We start from the raw sequence: 23,428 nt of genomic DNA, 5'->3' as shown, positions 1-23,428 counted from the left end.
AGGATTCCATGAGACGCTTCGACTATCATCGGGCGGAAACGCTGGAGCATGCCTCCCGTCTTCTCACCGAGCTCGGCGACGACACATTCCTGTTCAACGGAGGCACGGACCTTTTGGTCGAGATCCGCGAACGGCTGCGCCGCGTGCGCAACGTCGTCGACATCAAGCAGATCCCTGGTTTGTCCGACATCACCTATGACGAGACGCGCGGACTGACCTTCGGTGCGCTGGTGACCGTCGGACGGCTGGAGAACCTGTCGCTGGTGCGCCAGCGATATCCGAACCTGCGTTCAGCACTCGCCTCGCTCGGCTCCATCCAGGTGCGCAACCGCGCGACCGTCGTTGGCAATATCTGTCGCGCCTCACCGTCGGCCGATACCATTCCGCCCTTGGTGGCGGACGGCGCCTTCGTGCACATCTACAGCCGCACCAACATGCGTGTGGTGCCGATCTGCGAGTTCTTCACCGGCCCCGGCAGGACCGTTCTCGCCAAGGGCGAAATCGTTACCGGCATCACCGTGCCGCCGGCGGGTGACAATACCGGCAAGGCCTATCTCAAGCACGGCCGTCGAAAGGCGATGGAGTTGTCCACCGTCGGCGTCGCCGTCAGCCTGGCGATGGACGATGGCGTCTGCAGCGACATCCGCATCGCGCTCGGTGCGGTCGGCGCCACTGTTCTGCGCGCGCCGCAAGCCGAAGCCATGCTGCGTGGCACGAGGCTCGATGCTGAGACGGTCAGGAGTGCGGCCGACAAGGCGATGGAGGAATGCACGCCGATCAGCAACGTGCGCGCCAGCGCAGACTACCGTCGCGACATGGTCGGCGTCCTGACCGGTCGCGCCATCAAACAGGCATTGGAGACTTTCGCATGAAACGGATGGTCGAATTCACCGTGAATGGCGAGGCGCGCGAGATGGCCGTCGATGGCTGCTGCTCCCTGCTCGATGCGCTGCGCAACGAGGTCGGCCTCACCGGCACCAAGAAGGGCTGCGATGTCGGCGACTGCGGCGCCTGCACCGTGCTCGTCGATGGCGAGCCGGTCAACGCCTGCCTGATGCTTGCCGTGGAAGCCGAAGGCCGTGCAGTCGAGACGGTCGAAGGGCTCCAGCCGGGTGTCGATCGACTGCATCCGCTGCAGGATGCCTTCATGCGGCACGGCGCCTCGCAATGCGGCTTCTGCACGCCCGGCATCCTGATGATGGCGAAGAAGCTCATCGACGACAATCCGCACCCGACTGACGAGGACATCCGCTTCGGGCTCTCCGGCAACATCTGCCGTTGCACGGGATACACCAAGATATTCGACGCGATCAAATCGGCCGCGCGCGAGATGGAGGCTGCAAGACCATGAACATGACCACCCCCATTGAACAGCGCGAGTTCAAGATCGTCGGCAAGAGCGTCAAGCGCGACGACGTGCTCGAAAAGGTCACGGGCGAGGCGCAGTATACCGGCGATATCAAGCTGCCCGGAATGCTGCACGGCAAGATCAAGCGCGCGGCGATCGCCCATGCGCGCATCAAGTCGATCGACGTCAGCAAGGCGCTCGCCTATCCGGGCGTCAAGGCTGTGCTGACCCACGAGACCGTGCCACGCGTGCTGCACTATGGGTCGCCGCATCCACGCTCGGCCTCCTGCACCAAGGACCAGTACATTCTCGACGACAAGGTGCGGTTCTGGGGCGAGGGCGTCGCCGCCGTCGCCGCCATCAGCGAAGAGATCGCCGACGAGGCGCTCGACCTGATCGAGGTGGAATACGAACCTTTGCCGGCCGTCTTCGAGCCGGAGGACGCCGCGCAGCCAGGCGCACCACTGATCCACGACGTTGGGCCGGGCGGCAATCTTGTACTCGACCCGGTGCGCGTCAACCGCGGCGACATCGATAAGGGTTTTGCCGAGGCGGACTTCGTTCTCGAGGGCACGTTTGCCGGCGGGCGGCCGCACCCGGCCTACATGGAGCCGAACGTCTGCATCGCCGACTGGGACGGTTCCAACAAGCTGACCTTCTGGACCTCGACCCAGACCTCTTTCATGGTGCGCGGCATCCTTGCAGAAGTGCTCGGCCTGCCGCTCACCAAGGTGCGCGTGCTCGTCGACCATATGGGCGGCGGCTTTGGGGCCAAGCAGGACCTGTTCCAGCACGAGTTTCTCTGTGCGCTTTTGGCGAAGGAAACCCGCCGGCCGGTGAAGATGGAGTTCACCCGCCATGAGACATTCGTGGCCGGTCGTTCCCGTCACCCTTGCCGGATCTGGCTGAAGCAGGGCTTCAAGAACGACGGCACGCTCGTCGCCCGCGACATGAAGCTGGTCTACGATTCCGGCGCCTACGGATCCCATGGCCCGGGCGTGACCATCGTTGGAACCACCGCCGCTACCTCGCTCTATCGCTGCGAGAACGTGCGGCTGGAGGGGCGGTGCGTCTACACCAACACCCCGATCAACGGCGCCTTCCGCGGCTACGGCGTGGTGCAGAGTTACTATGCGCTCGACATCCAGATGGACGAAGCGGCCGAACGGCTCGGCATGGATCCGGCCGAACTCAAGCTGAAGAACGTGGTGCGCGCCGGCGACATCGCGCCATCCGGCCATCCGATCCTCGGTCACGGGCTTGAAATCTGCCTCAAGCACGGCATCGACGTGCTCGACTGGAAGGCGCTTTGGAACCGCGACCGGGCTCCAGATCCGAAGCGCCCGCACATCCGCAAAGGGTGGGGCATCGGCTGCGAGATGCACGGCTCGTCTGCCTATCCCGGCATCAAGGAACAGGGCAACGCCACGGTGAAGGTCAACGAGGACGGCACGGTGACGCTGCTGACTGGCGCTGCCGGACTTGGCACCGGAGCCCATACGGCGCTGGCGCAGATCGTTGCCGAAGAGCTCGGGGTCCGCTTCGAGGACGTCGGCGTCATCCATGGCGACACGGACGTGGTTCCATGGGACATCGGGGCCTTTGCCAGCCACACGACCTACCTGGTCGGCACGGCCGCCAAGATGGCGGCCGGCAAGGTCCGCGCCGCCGTGCTCGAACGGGCAGCGATGAAACTTCAGGTCTCGCCCGACGAGATCGACCTTTCCGAAGGCAAGGTCTTCCTCATTGCCGAGCCAGATCGCTCTATGACGGTGTCGGAGGCCATGGGGCCCTCACGTGGCATTCCTGCCGCCAATATCGTTGCCAACGGCACTTACGAGCCGACGAAATCCTACTCCTTCGCCGCACATTTCACCGAGGTGGACGTCGACACGGAAACGGGCATCGTCGAGGTCAAGCGCGTCGTGCCTGTGCACGACGTTGGACGCGTCATTCACCCGATCGCGGCGCAAGGCCAGATCGAGGGTGGCATCCAGCAGGGCATCGGCCACACGCTGACCGAGGACTACGTCATCGACAAGAAGACCGGGCGCTCACTCAATGCGGGCCTGGTCGACTACAAGATGCCGCTGTCGATGGACATGCCCGACATCGAGACGATCATCCTCGAGGCAGCGCCCGACCCGGGTGGTCCCTGGGGTGCCAAGGGTGTGGGCGAAGATCCGATCATCGCCATCGGCCCTTCCATCGCCAATGCCATCCACGACGCCATCGGCGTTCGCTTCCACCACTATCCGATCACACCGGAAGACATCCTGAAAGCCTTGAGGGAGAAGGGCGCATGAACATGCATATCGAACCAGCGAGCCAGCAGAAACTCCCGATCACGATCCTCACCGGTTTCCTCGGATCAGGAAAGACGACACTGCTCAACTACATTCTCACCGAGCGTCACGGTCACCGTATCGCGGTGATCGAGAACGAATACGGCGAAGTGGACGTCGACAGCGACCTGGTACTCGCCTCGGACGAGGAAATCTTCCAGATGCAGAACGGCTGCATCTGCTGCTTCGTCGACGTGCGCAACGACCTGATCGACGTGATGAAGAAGCTCCTGAGCCACAAGGACAAGTTCGACCACATCATCGTCGAGACCTCGGGTCTTGCCGACCCGACGCCGGTCGCCACCGCCTTCTTCGTCGACCGTAGCGTGGCCGACGAGGTGGAGCTCGACGCCGTCGTCACGCTGGTGGACGCAATGCACATCGACCAGCATCTCTACGATCCGGTGCTCGACGGCAGCGACAACCAGGCGGTCAACCAGATCGTCGCGGCCGACCGCATCCTCGTCAACAAGATAGACCTTGCCGGGGAGGATGCCCTCGGTTCGCTGGAAACATCTCTGCGCAGGCTGAACCAGACAGCACCCATCCTCAGGTCCAGCTACGGCAAGGTGGATCTCTCCAACATTCTCGGTGTCAAGGGCTTCCGGCCGTCCTATGTGCGAGAGCGGGCGGAAATTCTCGACATCGACATGGATGACGATCGCGATGCCGAGCACCATCATCACCATGATTGCAAGGAGCCGTGTTGCGATCACGCCCATCACGACCATGGGCACCACCATCATCATGACCATGGACGCGAGCACGCAACCCCCCTTCGGCCGCACCAGCATGACGCGACGGTGAAATCCCACTCCTTCGTCTATCCCGAAGCCTTCGACGGCGAGAAGCTTGCAGGTTTCCTCAAGGGCTACCTCGGCGAGCACGGCGACGACATTTTCCGCACGAAGGGCATCGTTTCCGTTGCCGGCGACGACCGCTTCTTCGTGCTTCAGGCCGTGCACAAGCTCGTCGATTTCCGCCCGGACCACGCCTGGGGCGAAGACAAACGGAAGTCCAAGTTCGTGTTCATCGGCCGCAATCTCGACCGCGAAAGTATCGACAGAAACTTGCGTGCATGCCTGGTGCCTTAGCAGCGAATCTCCACGCCGGACGGCGCTTGCGTAAGCCTTTCTGTCTGAGCCGCCCGCGCCCCTCCAGCGCGGGCGGTTGCTGCTGCTTTCAAGGGCAAAAATCGTTTTAAAAACAATTGTTTAGCTCATTTTTTTGAGTTGACAAGAATCGCGCGAAGTGGTTCCTTTGAAGGCGAGTAGAAGCACCGACAATTGCTCACCGTCTGTTGGAAGATGAGGCTGCGATGTCGATGCTGATCACCAAAGGAACACCCGGTTGCCCCGCCCTGGGAGCTTATGCGCCGGCCTGTTCCCTCCGTCTTCGGCATTTCCTGAGATCGCGGATCCAGGCCTGGCTTTGGCCGGCATGGCGTTCATCGCGCGGCCCCGCATCGACCGGACCCTCTACGACAGGAGAAACCTATGATTATTGACCTGAGCTGCTATCCCACCGATCTGGTGGACCTGGCTTGGCGACACGACGGACCGCCGTTCACCGGCGACAAGCTGCTGAAGATGATGGATGGCCCCTACTATGTGAACGGCAAGCCGCGCCGGATCGACAAGGCCTTCATTCAGCCGCCGCAAGGCAACACCATCTACACCCACGAGGTGATGGATCTCGAGGGCAAGGCCGCCATCCGCCAGTACATGGCCTACACGGAAAAGATGGTGACCGAGCACCCCGACCGCTTCCTCGGCTGCTTCGTCTACAACCCGCGCTACGGCACCCAGAACGGCGCCGAAGAGATCGAACGCTACGCCAAGGAGTTCGATTTCAAGATGGTGCAGCTGCAGGCGAACATGCACGCCTACCGCCCGGACCGCGCGCTCGACTGGCTGCGACCGGCACTGAAGAAGTGCGCGGATCTCGGCCTGATGGTGAAGGTGCATACCGGTGACGGACCGTACTCGATCCCGACGGAGTTCTATCCGATCATCCGCGAGTTTCCGGAGGTCAACTTCATCCTGGCGCATTTCGGCGTTCAGACCGGCGGCGTCTACGTGTTTGAGCCGATGCAGATGGCACTCGACACACCGAGTGTCTACGTGGAATCCGGCTGGTGCCTGCAGTCGCGCATCGTTGAATTCGCCAAGGTTCTGCCCAAGCACAAGATCCTCTTCGGCTCGGATACGCCGCCGAACGAACCGGGTATGTGGATCAACCTCCTGGAGGTTCTCTGCCACGAGCCGCCGCAGGGCCTGAACCTCGATGAGGATACGCTCGAAGATTACCTCGGCAACAACGTCGCCCGGATGATCGGGCTGGAAGCGACGAAGCCACCGGCCACCGTCGAGGAAGCCGAGGCGTATCTGCGCCAGCACGGCGTCGCCCTTGCCGCGTAAATTTGAACGGAGTGAACAATGATCATTGATACCCATCTTCACCCGACCAACCTCGTCGACGAGGCGTGGCGTCACACGGGCGAGCCCTTCACCGGCGAGCGCATGCTGAAGCTGATGGACGGCCCCTACATGATCAACGGCAAGCCGCGCCGGATCGACATGGGCTTCATCCAGCCGCCGCCGGGCAACACCGGCTACCGCGACGGCAACCGCAAGGGTCGCGACGGCATTCGCGACTACATGGCCTATTGCGCCGAGCTTTGCCAGAAGTACCCGGACCGCTTCATCGGCAACTTCAACTACAACCCGCGCTGGGGACCTGAAAACGGCGCTGCGGAGCTGGAATTCCACGTCAAGGAATACGGTTTCAAGATGTTGAAGCTGCACGCCAACATGCACGGTTATCGCCCCGACCGCGCGCTTGATTGGCTGCGTCCGGCGATGAAGAAGTGTGCCGAACTCGGCGTCGTCGTGCTCATCCACACGGGCGACGGCCCGTACACCATCCCGACGATGTTTTATCCGATCATTCGCGAGTTCCCGATGGTGAACTTCATCATCGGTCACTTCGGCATCCAGACCGGCGGCAACTATTCGTTCGAGTCCTTCTGGATGGCGATGGATACCCCGAACGTCTATTGCGAGTCCGGCTGGTGCTTCCAGTCGCGCATCGTGGAGTTCGCCCAGCAGTTGCCGAAGAACAAGATCGTCTTCGGCACGGACAGCCCGCCGAACGATCCGGGCATGTGGCTGCGCGAACTGGAAGTGCTCTGCAAGGATCCGCCGCACGGCATCAATCTCTCCGAGGACGATCTCGAAGGCTATCTCGGCAACAACATCGCCAAGCTCGTCGGCATCGATCCGTCGCCGCCGCCGCGCGACCTGAGGGACGCTCAGGCGCGTCTGAAGGATAGCTATGCCGGTGTCGACCGGGCCACGGGCAAGCACAAGGAATTTGCCTGAGTAAAGACGACGGCGCCCATTCCGGGCGCCGTCACCCCCCAGTCGCGTCGAGGCTAAGATATGACCCAGTACCACAAGCAAGATGTCCGCAGCTTCCTCGCCGACTACAGGGCGGAGCACCCCGAAGATATCATCACCATCGACCAGCCGGTCTTAGACGATCAGGATGCGACAGCGCTGATCTGGAACCTGGCTGAGCGGGGGCGACATCCCATGCTGCACCTGAAAGATGTCAGCGGCGTCGGCAGCGAGGTCCTCTGCAACATCTTTGCCTCACGCGATCGTATCGCCCGTCTGCTCGGTTCGACCGCCGACAGGTTGCACGAGGCCTACCAGGCGCGCGCCAACCGGCCGTTCACGCCGGAAGTCCTGAAGGAAGGTCCGATCACCGAGGAGATCGTCTCGGGTGATGCCGTCGATCTCAACGCGTTGCCGATGCTCAAGCACTTCGACACGGACCGGGCGAAATACATCACCAGCGGCATCATCATCGGCGAACATCCCGAAACCGGCGCCGGCAATCTCAGCTACCACCGCGCGATGATCCATTCGAAGAATTCGCTCGCCACCTCGCTGCATTCGCGTGGCCATCTCTGGCGGCTGATGAACATGGCCAAGGAGAAGGGCAGGCCGATGCCGGTCGCGATGGTCATCGGCGGCCATCCGCTCTTCATGATCGCCGCCTCTGCCCGACTTGCCTTCGGTGAAGACGAACGCGATGTTGCCGGCGGCCTGATGGGCGAGCCGCTTCAGGTGGTGCGGACGCCAAAGCACGGCATTCGTGTTCCCGCCCATGCCGAGATCGTGCTCGAAGGTGTGCTGGATCCCGAGGCGCATGTGGAGGAGGGGCCGTTCGGCGAGTTCACAGGCTATTCCTCCGACCGCTCGACCAACAACCTTTTCACCGTCGAAACCGTCATGCGCCGGCGCAATGCCATCCTTGTCAGCGTGGCCGGCGGCAATTCGGCCGAACACCTCAATCTCGGCCGCGTGCCGCGCGAGGCCGAGGTGGTGGAGAAGCTGAAGGCGCGATTTCCTTCGATCACCGCGGTACACTACCCCTCGTCGGGCACGCATTTTCACGCCTACATCGCCATGAACCAGACGCGTGAGGGGGAGGCGCGGCAGGTCATGCTCGGCCTTCTCGGCTGGGACCAGTACCTGAAAACCGTGGTCGTGGCGGACGCGGATGTCGATATTACCCGCGACAGTGAGGTGCTCTGGGCGCTAGCCACTCATTTCCAGCCGCACAAGGACGTCGTCATCATCGAAGGCCTGCCAGGCAATGCGCTCGACCCCTCCGCCAGCGGCATCGGCACGACCTCGCGGATGGGGCTCGATGCGACGCGCGGCCCGAATTTCCATGGCGTGCGCGCCCGCATCAGCGACGAGGCCTGCGCGCGCGCCGCAGCACTCCTGAAAAGCGCGGGATAGGGCGATGACGCATCCAAGACGCATGATCGTTGGCATTTCGGGCGCGTCGGGCGTGGTCTACGGCAAGCGCATCCTCGAACTGCTGCGTGACCTCGAGATCGAGACACATCTGATCATGTCGCGTGCGGCCTGCATCACGCTTGCGGCCGAGGCGACGTTTTCCAGACAGGACCTCGAAGCGTTGGCGACGACCACCCATTCCAACAAGGATATCGGCGCCGTCTGTTCCTCTGGCTCCTACAAGACGCTCGGCATGATCGTCGCCCCCTGTTCGGTCAAGACGCTGGCCGAGATCGCCACGGGCACGACGGACAACCTCATTTCCCGTGCGGCCGACGTGGTGCTGAAAGAACGTCGTCGCCTCGTCCTGATGCTCAGAGAAACGCCGCTTCATCTCGGCCATATCCGTAACATGGCGCATGTGACCGAGATGGGCGGCATCATCTATCCGCCTGTCCCAGCCTTTTACGCGAAACCTCAGTGCATCGAAGACATGGTCGACCACACCGTCGGCCGCGTGCTCGATCTCTTTGATCTCGATCCGGGTATCGTGCGCCGCTGGCGGGGAACGCAGGGAGTGGAGTGAGATGACGATCCGCATCGCCGCCGATCCGGAAACGCTTTCGCCAGAACCGCGCGCTGCCTTCCTGTCGGACGATGCAATCGAAGTACTGTCTTTCGCCGCTCGATCGCTCGAAGAGGGGCAGTCAACGGCCCTCATCACGCTCGTCGAAATTCGGGGCGGCGCTGCGCGCGCCCTCGGCGCGCAAATGGTCGTGCGCAGTGACGGTCTCTATTGCGGTTTCGTCTCCGGTGGTTGCACCGAAGCGGCCGTGGCCGCCGAAACCATCACCGCTCTTGGAAAGGGCCTTGATCGCACGCTTCGACTTGGCGAAGGGTCCCCGTTCTTTGATATTGTCCTGCCCTGTGGCGGCGGCATTACCCTTGCGATCCATGTATTGGCGGATGCGGCAGTCTTGCGCCAGGCGCTTTCCACCCTCCAACATCGCTCGCCGGTGGGTCTACGCTATCATCCTGGCAAGCGCGCCCTTTCGCTGCAGCACGGCAGCGAGGCAAGCGGCTGGTACGGCGAGAGTTTTGTGCGCGCCTACCGGCCGAGGCCGCGGGTCATCCTCGCCGGCACTCCGCTCGAGATCGATGCGGTTGCCCGCGTTGCTGTTGCGGCCGGCTACGAGACAGTCGTGCTCGAGCGCGGGCAAGTGCCTTCGCCTGACGAACTAGACGGCGACACCGCAGTCGCGCTCCTCTTCCACGATGTTGATCGCGAGTTGCCGCTGCTCGATGTGGCGCTGACGTCGAATGCGTTCTACATCGGCGCCCTTGGCAGCCGCCGGACCCATGCGAAACGCTGCCAGCTCCTGCGTGATTGCGGGGGAGATGAGCGTCTGCTTTCTCGCATCAAGGCGCCGATCGGCCTGTTCGACAAGGCGAGGGATGCACGTTCACTCGCAGTCTCGGTCGTGGCCGATATCGCACACGCGCGCCTGCGGCTCGACTGGATGTAGGTCTCCCATCCGAGGATAAAGGGTGCCGATAACGTCGCTCAATATGTCCATCTAGGCGCGATCGACGAACCCGGCCAAGCGCTCAAGACCGAACATCATGGCGTCGACGATGCTCCTCGACTGGGGAACCGCATGACCAGCGGCTCGGCGATTGGGATACTTGTCTCCGCGTCACGACCATGACGCTCGATGGAGTTGGAGGTCGCCGGGGCGTTACCTCTTACCACTTGTTGACTCACTCGCGGTTGAACAATACCTTGCAAGTTCGGTCGTTAGGCTTCTCCTCTACATGACGGATCAATCTCTTCAGCGTCGCCTTGCTGCCATCGTCGTTGCCGACGTGGTGGGATATTCACGACTGATGGAGGCTGATGAAGTCGCAACGCTGGCGGACCTTAGGAAACTGCGTTCTGGCGTTATCGAGCCGGCTGCGATGCGTCACAAGGGTCGCATCTTCAAGGTCATGGGCGACGGATTTTTAATCGAATTCGGTAGCGCGGTGGACGCGGTCGCAGCAGCGTTGGAAATGCAACGGGCCACCACTCTTGTTGAAGCTTCCGCAGACCGGCGCCTGCTTTTGCGTGTAGGGGTCAACCTGGGAGATGTCATCGACGACGGTTCAGACGTTCTCGGCGACGGTGTCAATGTCGCGGCGCGCCTAGAGACGCTGGCCGCACCGGGAGGTATCTGCATTTCAGCCAAAGTTCACGGCGAGATCGTCGGCAAGATCGGCGACCGTTTCTTTGATGCAGGCGAACGCTACCTAAAGAACCTGGCTCGCCCGGTGCACGTGTGGCATTGGCCGGATGCGCTGCAGAGCATTTTGCCGCTGCCAGAATGTCCCTCGATCGCTGTATTGCCGTTCACGAATACGAGTGGGGATGAAGCGGACGCGCCTTTCGTCGACGGCTTGACCGAAGACCTGATCACCGACCTTTCCCGTACAGCTGGCCTGTTCGTCATCGCGCGCAATTCCGTCTACGGCTACAAGGGCAAGCCGGTCGACGTACGGCTCGTCGCCCAGGATCTCGGCGTCCGCTACGTCCTCGAGGGGAGCGCCAGACGCGCAATGGGTCGTGTCCGCATCAATGCACAATTGATCGACGCGCTTGGCGGCCAGCACTTGTGGGCCGACCGGTTTGACAGGACGGTGGAAGACGTTTTCGAATTGCAGGATGAAGTTAACGCCAAGATTGTTGAAGCCCTCATCGGCCGACTGACCATCCCGACGCAGCGCAATCGGCCGAAGAATTTTGAGGCGTACGATCTGTGTGTGCGCGCCCGCCTGCTGACGGAAGAGTCGCCGCAAACTGCGCGTGAGGCTTATGTGTTGCTTCAGCGCGCGGTTGAGCTTGAGCCATCATATGCCGAAGCGCTCGGTCTGCTCGCCTATAATCGTTGGCTGGCCTGGACTCACTTCGGCGAGCCCGAAGATCCTAACCGTCAGATGGCGGTGACGTTTGCGCAGAAGGCCGTCGACCTGGACCCCAACGATGCCGGCAGCCGTTACGTTCTGGGGACTATTTTGGCTTATGAACGGCGATGGGAGGAATCAGAAGCCGCCTTCGCCAAGGCCCTGGAGCTAGACCCCAACCACGCCGACACCTGGGCCGCCATGTCGGACATGTCCGTGCTGGACGGCAGGGTTGCCGACGGACTGGCACAGATTGAAAAAGCTCTGCGGCTCAATCCCTATCCAGCCTGCTGGTATCTTTGTCATCTTGGGCAGGCGCAATACGCCGCGCGTGACTATGAGGCGGCAACGGCTACACTGCGCAGGAAAGACACGTATCGTACCAACTCACGCAAATTCCTGGCTGCTACGCTTGCGCAAATGGGCCACCTTGAGGAGGCGCGGCGAGAATCAGAATTGTTCCTGATCGCCCACCCTCATTTCACGATCGGCCATTGGCTCAACTCCCAGCCGCTGCGCGATGCATTTGTACGAGACCACTTTGCAGACGGCTTCCGAAAGGCTGGCCTGCCGGAGATGTGACAGCGGGGAGTAAGGGCAATCGGCCTGCGGGCAGCCTCATCGTTTTGACTAGCGACGTTATCGATGCCTATCGCGCACGGCGGCGTATCCAATCAGGACACGACGGTCGCCTTGGCAGCTATTGGCCTTGCGCGGACAGCGGACTCCTTACCGCTACAGGAGTTGCATGCGAACGCTATCGGCTGGCGGTGGTGAAGAACCATAGCGCCATACGCGACCGAGATCGTTTTGCAGGTGGTCCTATGCGGCAATCGTCACGCCGTTAGATTGGCTTCAATCGGCAGTGTAAAAACAAACGTCGATCCTTGGAGCTCGTTCTTTTGTGCCCACAGGCGTCCGCCGTGGGACTCGACGATCGAACGGCAGATCGCCAATCCCATGCCCATGCCGTCGTTTTTCGTAGTGAAGAAAGGTTCGAATATCCTGTCGGGGTTTTTGACCCCCGTGCCGCAATCGCTCACGGCGATGCGGATTGCGTCTTCGATACGCGTCGCATGCAGGCTGACGATGCGCCGATCTGCCGTGGATGTCATCGCTTCTATGCCGTTTCGGATCAGGTTGACCAGAATCTGCTGAAGTTGCACGCGATCCATAGCGACCGGAGGAAGGTCGCTTTCGAGGTCAAGCTGGATGCGAACGCGGCGCCGCATAGCCTCCTCGGCCATAAGGCTGCGCACTTCGGCAACGACGCTGTCCACCGTTGTGCTCATCCCAGGTTCTACCGACCTCGTGAACAACGCACGGATGCGGCTCACGACGTCTGCGGCGGCGTTTGCATCGCGCGTAATGCGTTCCACGGTCCTTTGCGCTCGCGCAAGGTTTGGTGGCTCAACAGAAAGCCAACGTTGACACGCATGCGAATTTGTCACGATCGCTGCCAACGGCTGGTTCACCTCATGGGCGATCGAGGCGGAAAGCTCGGCGAGGCTGGCGGCCTGAGACGCACGCGCAAGACCATCGCGCGCGGCCCGCAAATCCTCCTGGGCTCGAACTTCGCTGTCGATGTCGATGCAAATGACGTTCCACTGGACGATCAGCCCATCGGCGTCCCTCATGGGCGCTGCCCGGGTCTCCACCCAGCGATACTCTCCGTCCGACCGGCGAAGCCGATGCTTCTGCGCATAGGGCGTACCGGTGGCCAGGGCATGGGCGCAGTTTTCATGGACCTGAGGCATATCGTCGGGATGGACGGCAGCACCAAGCGCGCCCGACGGTCGTGCTTCTCCCCACCCATCGGGCGCTTCCAACTTGTATCCCAGATACTCGCGAAGCTGTTCGCTGCGGTAGACAGGATCGCCGTTCGGGTCGGTGCATTCGACCATCGCAGGCAAGGTTTCAATGAGTTGTTGAAGCGAACGCTCACGCTCGCGCAAGACCTGTTCGACGCGGAGCTGATCGTCGATGTCGTGACAAATGCCGAACCATTGCAGGATCTGACCGTTGGCGTCCCGCAAGGGAGCGCCGCGGCCCGACATCCAGCGATAGACGCCGTCGGAACGGCGCAGCCGGTAGGTCAGGGAGAAGTTTTCGCCGGTGGCGAAGGCCTCTCTCAGCGTGGCATCCATCTTCGCTGCGTCGTCCGGGTGAAGCGCGGCTGTAATTGCAGCGGCGCGAACGCTGACCGATTCCTGATAGTCCTTCACGTCATGTCCGAGGAACTCGATCAGGCTCTTGCTGAAGAAGACCGGTTCCCCGTCCGTGTTTAAGCGCCAGAGTGGGCTGGGTACCATGTCGACCAGTTGCGAGAGTTCGCGCTCCCGATCGAAGAGCTGTTGTTGGACACGCACTTCATCGTCGACATCAATGGCAACGGCATACCACTGCACGATCGTCCCGTTTTGATCGCGCAATGGCTCGCAGCGCCCGTCGACCCAGCGGTACGCCCCATCAGCGCGCAGCATGCGATATCTGTTGGAGAAGGGTTCACCGGCGGCGAAGCCGTGCGTGGCGTTCTCCCGTACGGATGCGATATCGTCCGGATGGACGACAGAACGCATCATCGCGCCCGCGCGGGTCATGCCCGGCTTGTCCACGTCGATGGCATCGAATCCGAGGAAGTCTATCAACCGTTTGTTCAGAAAGCTGAGTTCACCGCTGGAGGTCTGCCGGGCTATGAAGGCCGGTACCATATCGACGAGCAGGGACAACTCGCGCTCGCGATCGTGCAATGCGTTTTGAGCGCGCATCTGATCGTCGATATCGAGCGAAACGCCATACCACTCCTCGATCTCTCCTTCCTGATTGAGGCGAGGTTCGACTCGGCATTCCACCCAGCGATATCCGCTTTCAATTTCAAGCCAACGAAAGCGCAACGTTGCGCTGCTACCGGTCTTGAAACATCTTTGCAGTGTGTCTCCGACGGCTGCGGCGTCGTCGGGATGGATCAGCTTCTTAAGCAGAGTTTCGATACTCTGCTCTCCGTGCGCTTCGAAGCTTGCGACAACCGAGCGGAAGCGGTCCCTGAACTGTTTGTTGAAGTATACCGAGCCGGTCGATGGCGTCGCGCTCCAAATGCGGACCGGCACTGCGTCGATCATCCGTTGTAGCTGCCTCTGACTGCGGCGCAATGCGTCCTCGGCGTGCGTCAGATCATCGATGTCATGGCACATGCCGTACCATTGGACGATTTTCCCGGAGTGATCCCGCATTGGCTCTGCCCGGCTCGACATCCAGCGAAAGACGCCGTCGGCCCGGCGCAGGCGATATCGCATGGCAAAGGCCTCACCGGTTTCGAGGCAATTGCGAAGCAGATCGACGAACGCGCCTGCCTCGGCGGGATGCACGGAGGCTTCGACCATGGCTGCCAGCCGGGTTTTTCCCGGCTTGTCCGTGTCACAGATGTCCAGGCCGAGAAAGTCGACCATGCGCTTGTTGAAGAAGGTGGGCTCGCCATCCGGCGTCAAGCGCCAGACGTGGCTTGGCACCATGTTGACAAGCTGCAGCAGCTCCTGCTCCCGTTCGCGCAGTGCAGCCTGAGCGCTCACTGCGTCTTCGATGTCGACGGAAACGCCGTACCACTGCAGAATCGTTCCGGCTTCGTCACGTAAAGGGGTTGCCCGGCTCTCGACCCATCGATGGGGACCGTTTGCCCGCCGCTGACGGTACCTTCCTGCAAAGGTCGTACCCGCTTCGAACGCGCGTTTCAGCGCTTCGTCGGTGGCAATGCGGTCATCCGGGTGAATGTCCGTCAGGGATCGCTTGCCATTGGCCGCAATCAGATCCGTCAACGCCAACCCGGTCGTGTCGGTGGCCCACTTGTTGAGGTAGCTCGGCGTTCCGTCAGGCGTGGCGCTCCAGATGAGAGCCGGAACGGCGTCGGCCAAGCGTTGCAGCCGCAGTTCACTTTGCCGGGCGGTGAGCAGCGCCAGCTGGTGTTGCCTGGAGATGGCTGCGACGACAAGCGCCGAGAATGCGGAAATCACGAGGAAGAGCTGCAGCATGACCTGCTGCTGCCTTTGCGATCCGGCGTCACCGATAAACTGGCTGTCTCCGGATATCGTGAGCGCCATCGTAATCAGTGTCAGGAGCGTCAAGGCGACAGCAGCGCCTCGAAATTCGAAACGTGCGGCGGCCCAAAGCAGAAGCGGCAAAATGATGTAGGGCGAGGGGAAGAAGTGAGCGCTCAAGGAAAGCACAGCAACGCCGAGGAAGATGAAACAGAGAACGGCGGCCTCCGTCCAGTGTGCCACGGACAGGCCGGTTTCACCGCGCCAGGAGCGGACGAGGACCAGCACCAGTGGCGCAACCAGCAGGATGCCCGTTGCATCTCCGATCCAGAATAGTGGCCACACCGATGCGAATGTCTGGGACTTCACGCCGAACCAGGCAAGGGTTGCACTCCCGACGGTCGCGCTTGCGAGGGGCGCTACTCCCGCACCCAAAACGACGAAAGCGAGGACCTGTTGAAGGGTTTCCAGCCGCACGGGACGGCCAATGGCGCTGCTGAGCAGCATCGCTCCGGCGGAGGCACAGAGCGCGTTGCCGACGAAGATCAAGAAACCTGCAGGAAGCGGGCTGTGAAACCACACGAGCTGGGCAAACATCTCGGCAAAGCAGCCGCTGATGATCCACCAGGGCCAGCTGTGAGGAGACGTGAGGATGAGTGTCGCCATGAACACGCCGCCGGGAGGCCAGATCGAGACGGTGATGCCCGGGACGATAGCAAGGACATTCGCAAATCCGCAGCCCAGCACGTAGGCGGCGAAAAACGCAACGAGATGCAAAACCTGCGGTCGGCTTGATCGGAACCGCCGCCAGTGGGAAGCTCGCTCGACGGATGGTCGTTCGGTCGGCGCCCACGGCAACGCGCTCCCCGCCGGCCCTGGCGACGTTCGCTCGAGCCCTTGCACCGGATGATCGACTGTTTCTGAATGGCTGTCGCTAATTGCTCTAGAAGCTGATTCCATCGGCTGCTCCGATCGGACAGAGAAAGCCTGGGCACCGTGGGGGGTCTACCAAGGCGCTGTAAACGAAGTCTGGCGGGGCGAACCAACCATTCCTCTAACCCTATCGCAATCACGGCCATACCGCAGCCTATGGAAGTCTATGAGAAGGCGTGCTGCCAGGCGAGTCCGGATGCTACTCTTCGCCTATGCTCAAGTACAGCTTAGAATAGACCGCTCAGTTGTCATAGATTTCCATAGGATGCAGGCGAGACGCGGCGAGAATAGGATGGCGGATAGTTTGCGCAGTCCGACTCTCGAGAACAACTGCTATGCAGAGCGCTGATAGTGGCTTTCCTCGTCCTGCAGGAGAAGGCAATGACGAAGGCGTTCGATTCACCTGACGAAATCGGGCTGAAAGCAATGCAGGCGGTGCGGATCATCGAAAGCGTGGTCGGCAACGCCTGGGCGGCGAATTCGGCCGGCGAGATCGTTTGCGTCAGCCCTGCGGTACTGTCGCGGCTGGACTTGACGCTTGAGGAGTTCGGCTACCAGTCGGATGGTGGTCCGCTGGGCTGGAGGCGAATGATCCATCCGGATGATTACGAGCGGTCTATGGCGCTCTGGCGCTGGTGCCTTGAAACTGGCCAGCACTTCAACATCGAACACCGAACTCTGCGCGCAAGCGGCGCTTACGGTTGGAGTCGAACGTCTGCTCAGCCCTTGCGTGATGGTGAGGATGATATCCTTGGCTGGTACGGCGCGATCATCGACATCGAAACGTCTGCCGCCGCCGCTCGTTTTGTCGATACCGCGGAGGCGGCCGTACAGGAATTGCCAAGCTCATTGAGCGCAATTCACCCCGACGACCGAACCGCAGCGGCGCATGCAGCCGCGCGTGCATTCTGGACGGGCGTTCCGCAGGTAACGAGGCACAGGAAGCGCCAGCCCGACGGCAAGTATCGGTGGACGGAAACACGCGCCGAGCCCGGATACAGCGTCAGCGTCGATATCGATGAGTTGGTGACGGATCGCGAGCCTCGCATGGTTGCGGCATCCGATAGCGCTGGCGAACCAGAACCACTGCGGTCTGCGAGAGCTGTCGAGAGCATATTCGGCAACGGCTGGGCCTTCGATGCGCGCGGACGATGGATTTACCTGCATCCATTTGCGCAGAACTCGCTCGGCGTCACGCCTGAGCAACTGAACATTTCCGTTGACGAAGGTCACACGGCCTGGAAGCAATTGCTGCATCCGGACGACTATGAGCGGACCGCAGCGGTATGGAATCGTTGCCTCGAAACGGGGGATGACTTCAATGTCGAGTTTCGCTTCCGCCGCGTATCGGGAAGTTATGTCTGGGCCAGAACTGCCGCCCGGGCCGCCCGCGACGCCCGAGGCCGCATCCTGGGTTGGTTCGGCATCGCGCTCGACATCGATGTTTACAAGAAGACCGTTGAAGCTTTGCGTGGCCGAGAGCTTGAACTCTCGCAACTTGTTGACATGGTCCCAGTTCACATCCGCCGACTGGGGCCCAACGGCGAACCGACCTTTTTCAACAAGCGCCTGCTTGATTTTTATGGGTGGAAAGATCTTGCACAGTTGGAAACAGCGGCTGGCAGCCGGCTGGCGACGGCGATGGAAATGCTCGTGCATCCGGACGACTCCGCGCGTCTCCTGGAAGCGGTCCGCCATTCCGTGGCGACAGGCGAATCCTACGGAATGAAGTATCGTTTGCGCCGCTCGGACGGCGTCTATCGTTGGGTCGAAGGACGCGCGGTGCCGCTGATCAACCAGGAAGGGGCGATCGTAAACTGGTATGCGATCTCGATCGACATCGATGACGAGATGCGTGCGCAGAACGCGTTGCGCGACCGAGAAAGGGAACTCTTACAGCTCGTCGACATCGTTCCCAGCCTGCTTTGGCGCCTGAACCGTCAGGGCGAGCCAACGTTTTTCAACAAGCGGCTGATGTGCTTTCTCGGTCTCGACGCTGCCAATTCCGAACAGCCAGACCCGGGCCGTCTGGCGTCCGCCTTCAGAGCGTCCGTGCACCCGGACGATGCTTCAGGCCTCGAGGAGGCACTGGGCCGGTCTGTCGCGACCGGCGAGAACTTCTCAAAACGGTTTCGCCTGCGCCGGTCGGATGGCGTCTATCGCTGGGTTGAAAGCAATGCAGAACCCTTGCGCGACGATAGCGGGCAGATCGTGCAATGGTACGGGCTGTCACATGATATCGACGACCAATTGCGCGTCGAAGATGCGCTGCGTGAACGGGAGCGGTCACTGTGGCAACTGGTTGAGACGTTGCCGGCGATGATCGACTGCGCCGCACCAAACGGCGAGCCGGTCTATCGCAGCCAACAGTTGCGGGAGTTTCTCGGGTATAATCTTGAGGACCTGGACGGAACGGCGAAGTCCCGGCTGGACGCAACGCTAGATGCCGGGGTGCATCCCGACGATGTCGCAGGCGTCAAGGAGAGGTATGCGCATTCCTTGGCCACGGGCGAACCCTATGCGCGCAAGCATCGCCTACGGAGGTTTGACGGCGTTTATCGGTGGGTCGAGACCAGAGCGGCTGCCATGCGCAATCTGGAGGGTGCGATCGTCCAATGGAACGTAATTTGCCTTGATATTGATGGCGAGGTTCAGGCTGAGGACGAATTGCGACTTGCGCAAGAGAGACTTTCCAGAGCCAGTCAATCGGCGAGCCTGGCCGAGCTTTCGGCGTCAATCGCCCACGAGGTGAACCAACCATTGGCAGCGATCGTGGCCAATTCCAATGCCTGTCACCGTTGGTTGCTGGCTGAACCACCCAATCTCGAGCGGGCAAAGATAACTGCCGAACGCATTATCCGTGATGCCAACTCCGCCTCGGAAGTCGTCAGCCGCATCCGCGCCCTGTTCAAGCAGCGTGTCGAGCCTCAGAGCGATAGCGATCTCGTGAGCGCAATCGCCGAAGCCGTTCATCTCATCGCGGAGGAGGCCATGCGCCGTCGCGTTCGGGTCGACGTCGATATCGAGAAAACCCTTCCCTATGTTGCGGTGGATCAGGTGCATATTCAACAGGTTCTGGTGAACCTCATTCGCAACGGCATGGATGCGATGGACGCTGTGGCCCGCGACCGCGTCGTTCGTGTCCAGGTCCGTCGCGTGGGGGATTTCGTCGCGACGGAGGTCAGCGACATTGGCACGGGGGTCGAGTTTCCGGAACGAATATTCGAATCCTTCTTTACGACGAAAGTGAACGGAATGGGGATGGGCCTGGCAATTTGTCGTTCGATCATCGAGTCGCACGGGGGGCGGCTGTGGGTGCAAAACAATGAAACAAATGGCGCAACCTTCACGTTTACCTTGCCGATCGAAGTGGAAGCAGCGGCATGACGAACGAGGAATACACAGTTTTCATCGTCGATGACGACAATCGGATCCGCGAGGCCCTGTGCGAGCTCTTGGCCTCACACGGTATCCAGGCGATCGCCTTCGGTTCGGCCGGAGACTATGTCAATTCGGAAAAACCGGATGCGCCTGCCTGCCTGCTTCTGGATATCGAATTGCCGGACATCAACGGTCTCGACCTTCAAAGCGAAATAGCCAAAGGGGAGCATCCGCCGATCGTATTCATAACCGGTCACGGAGACATCCGTTCGTCGGTGCGGGCCATAAAGGATGGCGCGGTCGATTTCTTGACCAAACCGTTTACCGACGCGGATTTGATGGCCGCCATTCATGCGGCCATAGCCGAGGATGAGAAAAGACGGGCCGAGCGCGCAGAGTTCGGAAAGCTGAGGCGACGCTACCTTGACCTGACACCGCGCGAGCGGGAGGTGCTGCCGCTGGTCATAAGCGGGCTGCTCAACAAGCAGGCGGCCGCAGAACTTGGCATCAGCGAGGTGACCCTGCAGATCCACCGGCGAAATGTGATGCAGAAGATGAAGGCAGACTCCTTTGCCGACCTCGTGCGCATCGCCGAACGTTTGAAGATACCCGTTACCCATGCCCGCAAGACAGGCGTGAAATCGATGGCTTTGCCGCATCGGCAGGTCGTCGCGATCGTTGACGACGATCCGAGATTGCTGGAGTCCCTGGAGGATCTGTTGGAGTCGGCCGGTTACTCGGCTCGCAGCTTCTCGTCTGGCCGATCGCTGCTTTCCGCTGGGCTCCCGGGTCTGGATGCGCTCATTACGGATATAGGGATGCCGGGAATGGACGGGTTCGAACTGAGGGACCTGGTCAAGACGAAAGAGCCGGGCCTTCCTGTTTTCCTGATGACTGGCCGGCACGAGATCGCCGATCAGTTGAGTGCGCGCGACCGGACGAGCTGCTTCAGAAAACCCTTCGACGCGCAGGTTCTGCTAGCGACGCTGGCCGCCGCATTGGGTGACCGGCACATGGAGGGAAACGATGAAACTTGAGATGCCGCTAGAGCCGACGGTCGTTTCGCAGGCACATTGTCAAAGCGAACGCCCGCCCGTCGTGATCGTCGACGATGCATGCGGGACGAAACAGAGGCCAATCTGATGCAACACGCTCAAACCAAGACGGAAGAGCCTGCGGAACCGATCGTCTACGTCGTCGACGACGACGAGGCCATGAGGGAAGCGCTGCTCGATTTGTTCATGGTGACCCAAAAGCGGGTGACTGCGTTCTCGAACGGGCCTGAGTTTTTGGAGACGGCAGACATCCGGGCGCCCGGTTGCCTTGTTCTTGATTTCAACATGCCAGGGGGCACGGGTCTGGACCTCCAGGAGCATCTTTCTCTTGCTGGTAGTCGCCTGCCGGTGATCTTTCTGACGGGGCATGCAGATGTCCCGACCAGCGTAAAGGCGATGAAGGCTGGCGCCATGGACTTCATCACCAAGCCGTTCGCCGATCACGATCTGCTCGAGGCGGTGGATCGTGCCATTAAGCTCGACGCCGAGCGCCGCAAGGTCGAGGCGGAACGCGACCGGATCCGGGCGCTGGCAGATACTCTTTCTCCTCGCGAGCAGGAAGTGATGTTTGCAGTCGTGAGTGGCCTGATGAACAAGCAGGTCGCCTACCAGCTCGGCATCAGCGAAATGACCGTGAAGCTCCATCGAATGAGCCTCATGCGCAAGATGCAGAGCCGTTCGCTGGCAGATCTCGTGCGAAAGACTGAACAGCTACGACGGAATTGAGCAACTCACAGGCCTGCAGGAATCCGGAGTTATGTAGCAACTGTCACCAATGGCCGCTTTTAGGCCCGAAGCGGACATCCGGCGACAATCGCTCGAGACTGGAGCTTGCATTCCACGAACACAGGAGTTCAACGTGCGGAACCGCGGCCAACAGTGTCGGGGTCCCGCACATGGATGCGTTCGCGCCGACCTAGAGCGTCATTCCACCGTCGATCGTCAGGCTTGATCCAGTCATGTAGGATGAAGCTGGGCTGGCGAGATATGACACCACGCCTGCTATCTCTTCTGGAGCGGCGACGCGCTTCAACGGGCTCCGGGCCGACAGCATTTCGATAGCGCCGGCATTCATGTCGGTTTCTGTTGGGCCTGGCTGGATGTTGTTAACCGTGATTCGCCGAGGCGCAAGATCGAGCGCAAGGCCTTTGACCATGGCCGCGACGGCGGCCTTGGTGAGCTGGTAGACACTCGCTCCGGGCGAGCCAGTGCTGATGGCCACATTGGAGCCAATCGTGATGACGCGGCCGCCATCCTTAAGATACGGCACGGCGGCCTGTATCGACAGATAGACACCCCGAACGTTGATGTTGAGCATCATGTCTAGTTCTTCCAGGCTTACAGAATCGACGGTGTTGATACGCAATATGCCTGCATTGACCACCACAGCATCAATTGGTCCAAGGAGGTCCACAGTCTTTGCCACGGCCGCGCGAATAGCCTCGGGGTCACCGCTGTCGGCTTGGATGGCGATAGCTCGGCCGCCGATGGACCCAATGTTCGCGACCAGTGCATTGGCACTGTCCGGACGCGACACGTAGGTGAAGGCCGTGTCGAAGCCGTCCTTCACCAGTTGTTCGACGGCTGCCCCGCCGATACCACGTGAACCACCGAAGACGAGTGCGGTTTTACGCTGATTGATCGTCATGCCATTCTCCTTTATTGACTGATTAGTCCATTATTGGGCAAAAGAAAGCCTCTTCGTTTGAAGAGGCAAACTCACGGTTTCAGTCTGTGGATCGCGAAGCGCCCCATCGACTTGAGGTCTGAAGCCGCAGCACCGCTGCGTGCTGCCACTTGAAGTCCCGCCATCACCATCTGAACGAATGCCGACGCCTCTACCGGGTCAAGCCCGGGATCGACCTCTCCCAACCGTTGGCCTTCCTCGATCCGTTCGACGATACGTCGACCAAGCAGGGCGCTCGCCTTCTCTCGGCGCAAATTCAGTTCTTCATCCGTAATGCCGAACTCGCCAACGGAACCGACGCCCATACAACCAAGGGCGCGCTCGCAATCGTCATCAGACACCAGGCCAGTGAGCAGGTCCTCGATGCCTTTCAGTGGCGAGGTCGGCTCGCCGAGCCTCTTGAGGTGGCCCGAGTTGGTTCGCCGCTGATATGTGTCGAGCGCCTCGATATATAGGGTACGCTTGTCGCCGAATGCGCCGTATAGACTTTGCCTGCCGATGCCCATCGCCTCGCGCAAATCGTCGGTTGACGTCGCTGCAAATCCCTTCGCCCAGAACAGCCGTAAGGCCTTGTCTAAAGCCGTGTCGCGGTCAAACTCTCTTGGTCTTGCCATGGGAAAGGGTAGTAGCTGTTATTGACTGATCTGTCAATAACCTTGTCTAAAAGCCGGATGACCGCTCCTGGCGCAAAGCTGACAACGCCTCATCGTTTTCGGTTGGTGGTATTTGCTACATAATTCCGCAGGTGACGACCCTTGCCAGGGAAAGGGAGGCCGCCTGCCCATGGGCAAACGGCCCCTAGGTGTGCCGGCCTTTGGCAGTCGTGCCGCGGGGAGGGGGCTGCGACACTTAGATCATCACCTCCTAAAGAAGGTGCCGGCGAAGGATGATGAT

At 60.9% G+C, this 23,428-nt stretch carries 16 protein-coding genes and 1 pseudogene; 14 read left to right on the top strand and 3 right to left on the bottom strand.

The window, feature by feature from the left end; all coding sequences use genetic code 11:
- Positions 1–8: 8 nt before the first annotated feature.
- The 10 genes from ASE71_RS28065 (at position 9) to ASE71_RS28020 (ending at position 12,032) form a co-directional block, all read left to right on the top strand.
- Positions 9–872 (top strand): FAD binding domain-containing protein, encoded by an 864-nt coding sequence (locus tag ASE71_RS28065; protein WP_060521230.1) that lies wholly within the window; start codon positions 9–11, stop codon positions 870–872.
- The gene (locus ASE71_RS28060; protein WP_060521229.1) at positions 869–1,351 is read left to right on the top strand and encodes a (2Fe-2S)-binding protein; all 483 of its coding nucleotides are present in this window, start codon (positions 869–871) and stop codon (positions 1,349–1,351) included. Before ASE71_RS28065 ends, ASE71_RS28060 begins: the two co-directional genes overlap by 4 nt.
- A complete protein-coding gene (locus ASE71_RS28055) occupies positions 1,348–3,654 on the top strand; it encodes a xanthine dehydrogenase family protein molybdopterin-binding subunit (RefSeq protein ID WP_060521228.1) in 2,307 nt (768 codons plus the stop codon). The genes ASE71_RS28060 and ASE71_RS28055 overlap by 4 nt, the downstream gene beginning before the upstream one ends.
- Positions 3,655–3,656: 2 nt before the next feature.
- A complete protein-coding gene (locus ASE71_RS28050; RefSeq protein WP_060521332.1) occupies positions 3,657–4,787 on the top strand; it encodes a CobW family GTP-binding protein in 1,131 nt (376 codons plus the stop codon).
- Positions 4,788–5,189: 402 nt separating this feature from the next.
- Positions 5,190–6,113 carry an amidohydrolase family protein gene (locus tag ASE71_RS28045; protein WP_034791747.1) on the top strand — a complete coding sequence of 308 codons (924 nt, stop codon included), beginning with the start codon at positions 5,190–5,192 and terminating at the stop codon, positions 6,111–6,113.
- 18 nt (positions 6,114–6,131) lie between these two features.
- On the top strand, positions 6,132–7,076 hold the full coding sequence (locus ASE71_RS28040; protein WP_034791749.1) for an amidohydrolase family protein: 945 nt from the start codon (positions 6,132–6,134) through the stop codon (positions 7,074–7,076).
- 60 nt (positions 7,077–7,136) lie between these two features.
- Complete coding sequence (locus ASE71_RS28035; protein ID WP_060521227.1) at positions 7,137–8,510, top strand: UbiD family decarboxylase; 1,374 nt, start codon at positions 7,137–7,139, stop codon at positions 8,508–8,510.
- Positions 8,511–8,514: 4 nt separating this feature from the next.
- Complete coding sequence (locus ASE71_RS28030) at positions 8,515–9,096, top strand: UbiX family flavin prenyltransferase (protein ID WP_060521226.1); 582 nt, start codon at positions 8,515–8,517, stop codon at positions 9,094–9,096.
- 1 nt (position 9,097) lies between these two features.
- Entirely contained in the window at positions 9,098–10,036 is a 939-nt protein-coding gene (locus tag ASE71_RS28025) for an XdhC family protein (protein WP_060521225.1), read from the top strand.
- 289 nt (positions 10,037–10,325) lie between these two features.
- A complete protein-coding gene (locus tag ASE71_RS28020) occupies positions 10,326–12,032 on the top strand; it encodes an adenylate/guanylate cyclase domain-containing protein (protein WP_060521224.1) in 1,707 nt (568 codons plus the stop codon).
- Between the two features lie 254 nt (positions 12,033–12,286).
- Here the strand turns inward: ASE71_RS28020 and ASE71_RS28015 are convergent, their stop codons facing one another.
- Positions 12,287–16,438, bottom strand: a complete 4,152-nt coding sequence (locus tag ASE71_RS28015) for a PAS domain-containing protein (RefSeq protein ID WP_082566513.1) — start codon at positions 16,436–16,438, stop codon at positions 12,287–12,289.
- Between the two features lie 354 nt (positions 16,439–16,792).
- Here ASE71_RS28015 and ASE71_RS28010 point away from each other — a divergent pair, with 354 nt between their 5' ends.
- From ASE71_RS28010 to ASE71_RS28000, 4 genes and pseudogenes are all read left to right on the top strand, one after another.
- The gene (locus ASE71_RS28010) at positions 16,793–19,798 is read left to right on the top strand and encodes a PAS domain-containing protein (RefSeq protein ID WP_060521222.1); all 3,006 of its coding nucleotides are present in this window, start codon (positions 16,793–16,795) and stop codon (positions 19,796–19,798) included.
- Positions 19,795–20,427, top strand: a pseudogene (locus tag ASE71_RS37185) (response regulator transcription factor); the annotation flags it as partial. The gene ASE71_RS28010 and the pseudogene ASE71_RS37185, both read left to right, overlap by 4 nt.
- Positions 20,428–20,436: 9 nt before the next feature.
- Positions 20,437–20,829 carry a response regulator gene (locus ASE71_RS37180; protein WP_244495237.1) on the top strand — a complete coding sequence of 131 codons (393 nt, stop codon included), beginning with the start codon at positions 20,437–20,439 and terminating at the stop codon, positions 20,827–20,829.
- Between the two features lie 105 nt (positions 20,830–20,934).
- On the top strand, positions 20,935–21,573 hold the full coding sequence (locus tag ASE71_RS28000; protein ID WP_060521331.1) for a response regulator transcription factor: 639 nt from the start codon (positions 20,935–20,937) through the stop codon (positions 21,571–21,573).
- 190 nt (positions 21,574–21,763) lie between these two features.
- Here the strand turns inward: ASE71_RS28000 and ASE71_RS27995 are convergent, their stop codons facing one another.
- On the bottom strand, positions 21,764–22,495 hold the full coding sequence (locus ASE71_RS27995; RefSeq protein WP_060521221.1) for an SDR family NAD(P)-dependent oxidoreductase: 732 nt from the start codon (positions 22,493–22,495) through the stop codon (positions 21,764–21,766).
- Positions 22,496–22,566: 71 nt separating this feature from the next.
- On the bottom strand, positions 22,567–23,148 hold the full coding sequence (locus ASE71_RS27990; protein WP_060521220.1) for a TetR/AcrR family transcriptional regulator: 582 nt from the start codon (positions 23,146–23,148) through the stop codon (positions 22,567–22,569).
- Positions 23,149–23,428: the final 280 nt, after the last annotated feature.

This window comes from Ensifer sp. Root954 (assembly GCF_001429005.1).
GTDB classification, from domain to species: Bacteria; Pseudomonadota; Alphaproteobacteria; order Rhizobiales; family Rhizobiaceae; genus Ensifer; species Ensifer adhaerens.
The sequence above is the reverse complement of the archived record's forward strand: the minus strand, read 5'-3'. Positions and strand labels throughout refer to the sequence as shown.

Bases quoted from the DNA above. Each gene is read 5' to 3' on its own strand.
- ASE71_RS28045 (WP_034791747.1), top strand. From the start codon at position 5,190: ATGATTATTGACCTGAGCTGCTATCCCACCGATCTGGTGGACCTGGCT.
- ASE71_RS27990 (WP_060521220.1), bottom strand. From the start codon at position 23,148: ATGGCAAGACCAAGAGAGTTTGACCGCGACACGGCTTTAGACAAGGCC.
- ASE71_RS28025 (WP_060521225.1), top strand. From the start codon at position 9,098: ATGACGATCCGCATCGCCGCCGATCCGGAAACGCTTTCGCCAGAACCG.
- ASE71_RS28055 (WP_060521228.1), top strand. From the start codon at position 1,348: ATGAACATGACCACCCCCATTGAACAGCGCGAGTTCAAGATCGTCGGC.
- ASE71_RS37180 (WP_244495237.1), top strand. From the start codon at position 20,437: ATGGCTTTGCCGCATCGGCAGGTCGTCGCGATCGTTGACGACGATCCG.
- ASE71_RS28060 (WP_060521229.1), top strand. From the start codon at position 869: ATGAAACGGATGGTCGAATTCACCGTGAATGGCGAGGCGCGCGAGATG.
- ASE71_RS28065 (WP_060521230.1), top strand. From the start codon at position 9: ATGAGACGCTTCGACTATCATCGGGCGGAAACGCTGGAGCATGCCTCC.
- ASE71_RS27995 (WP_060521221.1), bottom strand. From the start codon at position 22,495: ATGACGATCAATCAGCGTAAAACCGCACTCGTCTTCGGTGGTTCACGT.
- ASE71_RS28000 (WP_060521331.1), top strand. From the start codon at position 20,935: ATGCAACACGCTCAAACCAAGACGGAAGAGCCTGCGGAACCGATCGTC.
- ASE71_RS28030 (WP_060521226.1), top strand. From the start codon at position 8,515: ATGACGCATCCAAGACGCATGATCGTTGGCATTTCGGGCGCGTCGGGC.
- ASE71_RS28035 (WP_060521227.1), top strand. From the start codon at position 7,137: ATGACCCAGTACCACAAGCAAGATGTCCGCAGCTTCCTCGCCGACTAC.
- ASE71_RS28040 (WP_034791749.1), top strand. From the start codon at position 6,132: ATGATCATTGATACCCATCTTCACCCGACCAACCTCGTCGACGAGGCG.
- ASE71_RS28015 (WP_082566513.1), bottom strand. From the start codon at position 16,438: ATGGAATCAGCTTCTAGAGCAATTAGCGACAGCCATTCAGAAACAGTC.
- ASE71_RS28050 (WP_060521332.1), top strand. From the start codon at position 3,657: ATGCATATCGAACCAGCGAGCCAGCAGAAACTCCCGATCACGATCCTC.
- ASE71_RS28020 (WP_060521224.1), top strand. From the start codon at position 10,326: ATGACGGATCAATCTCTTCAGCGTCGCCTTGCTGCCATCGTCGTTGCC.
- ASE71_RS28010 (WP_060521222.1), top strand. From the start codon at position 16,793: ATGACGAAGGCGTTCGATTCACCTGACGAAATCGGGCTGAAAGCAATG.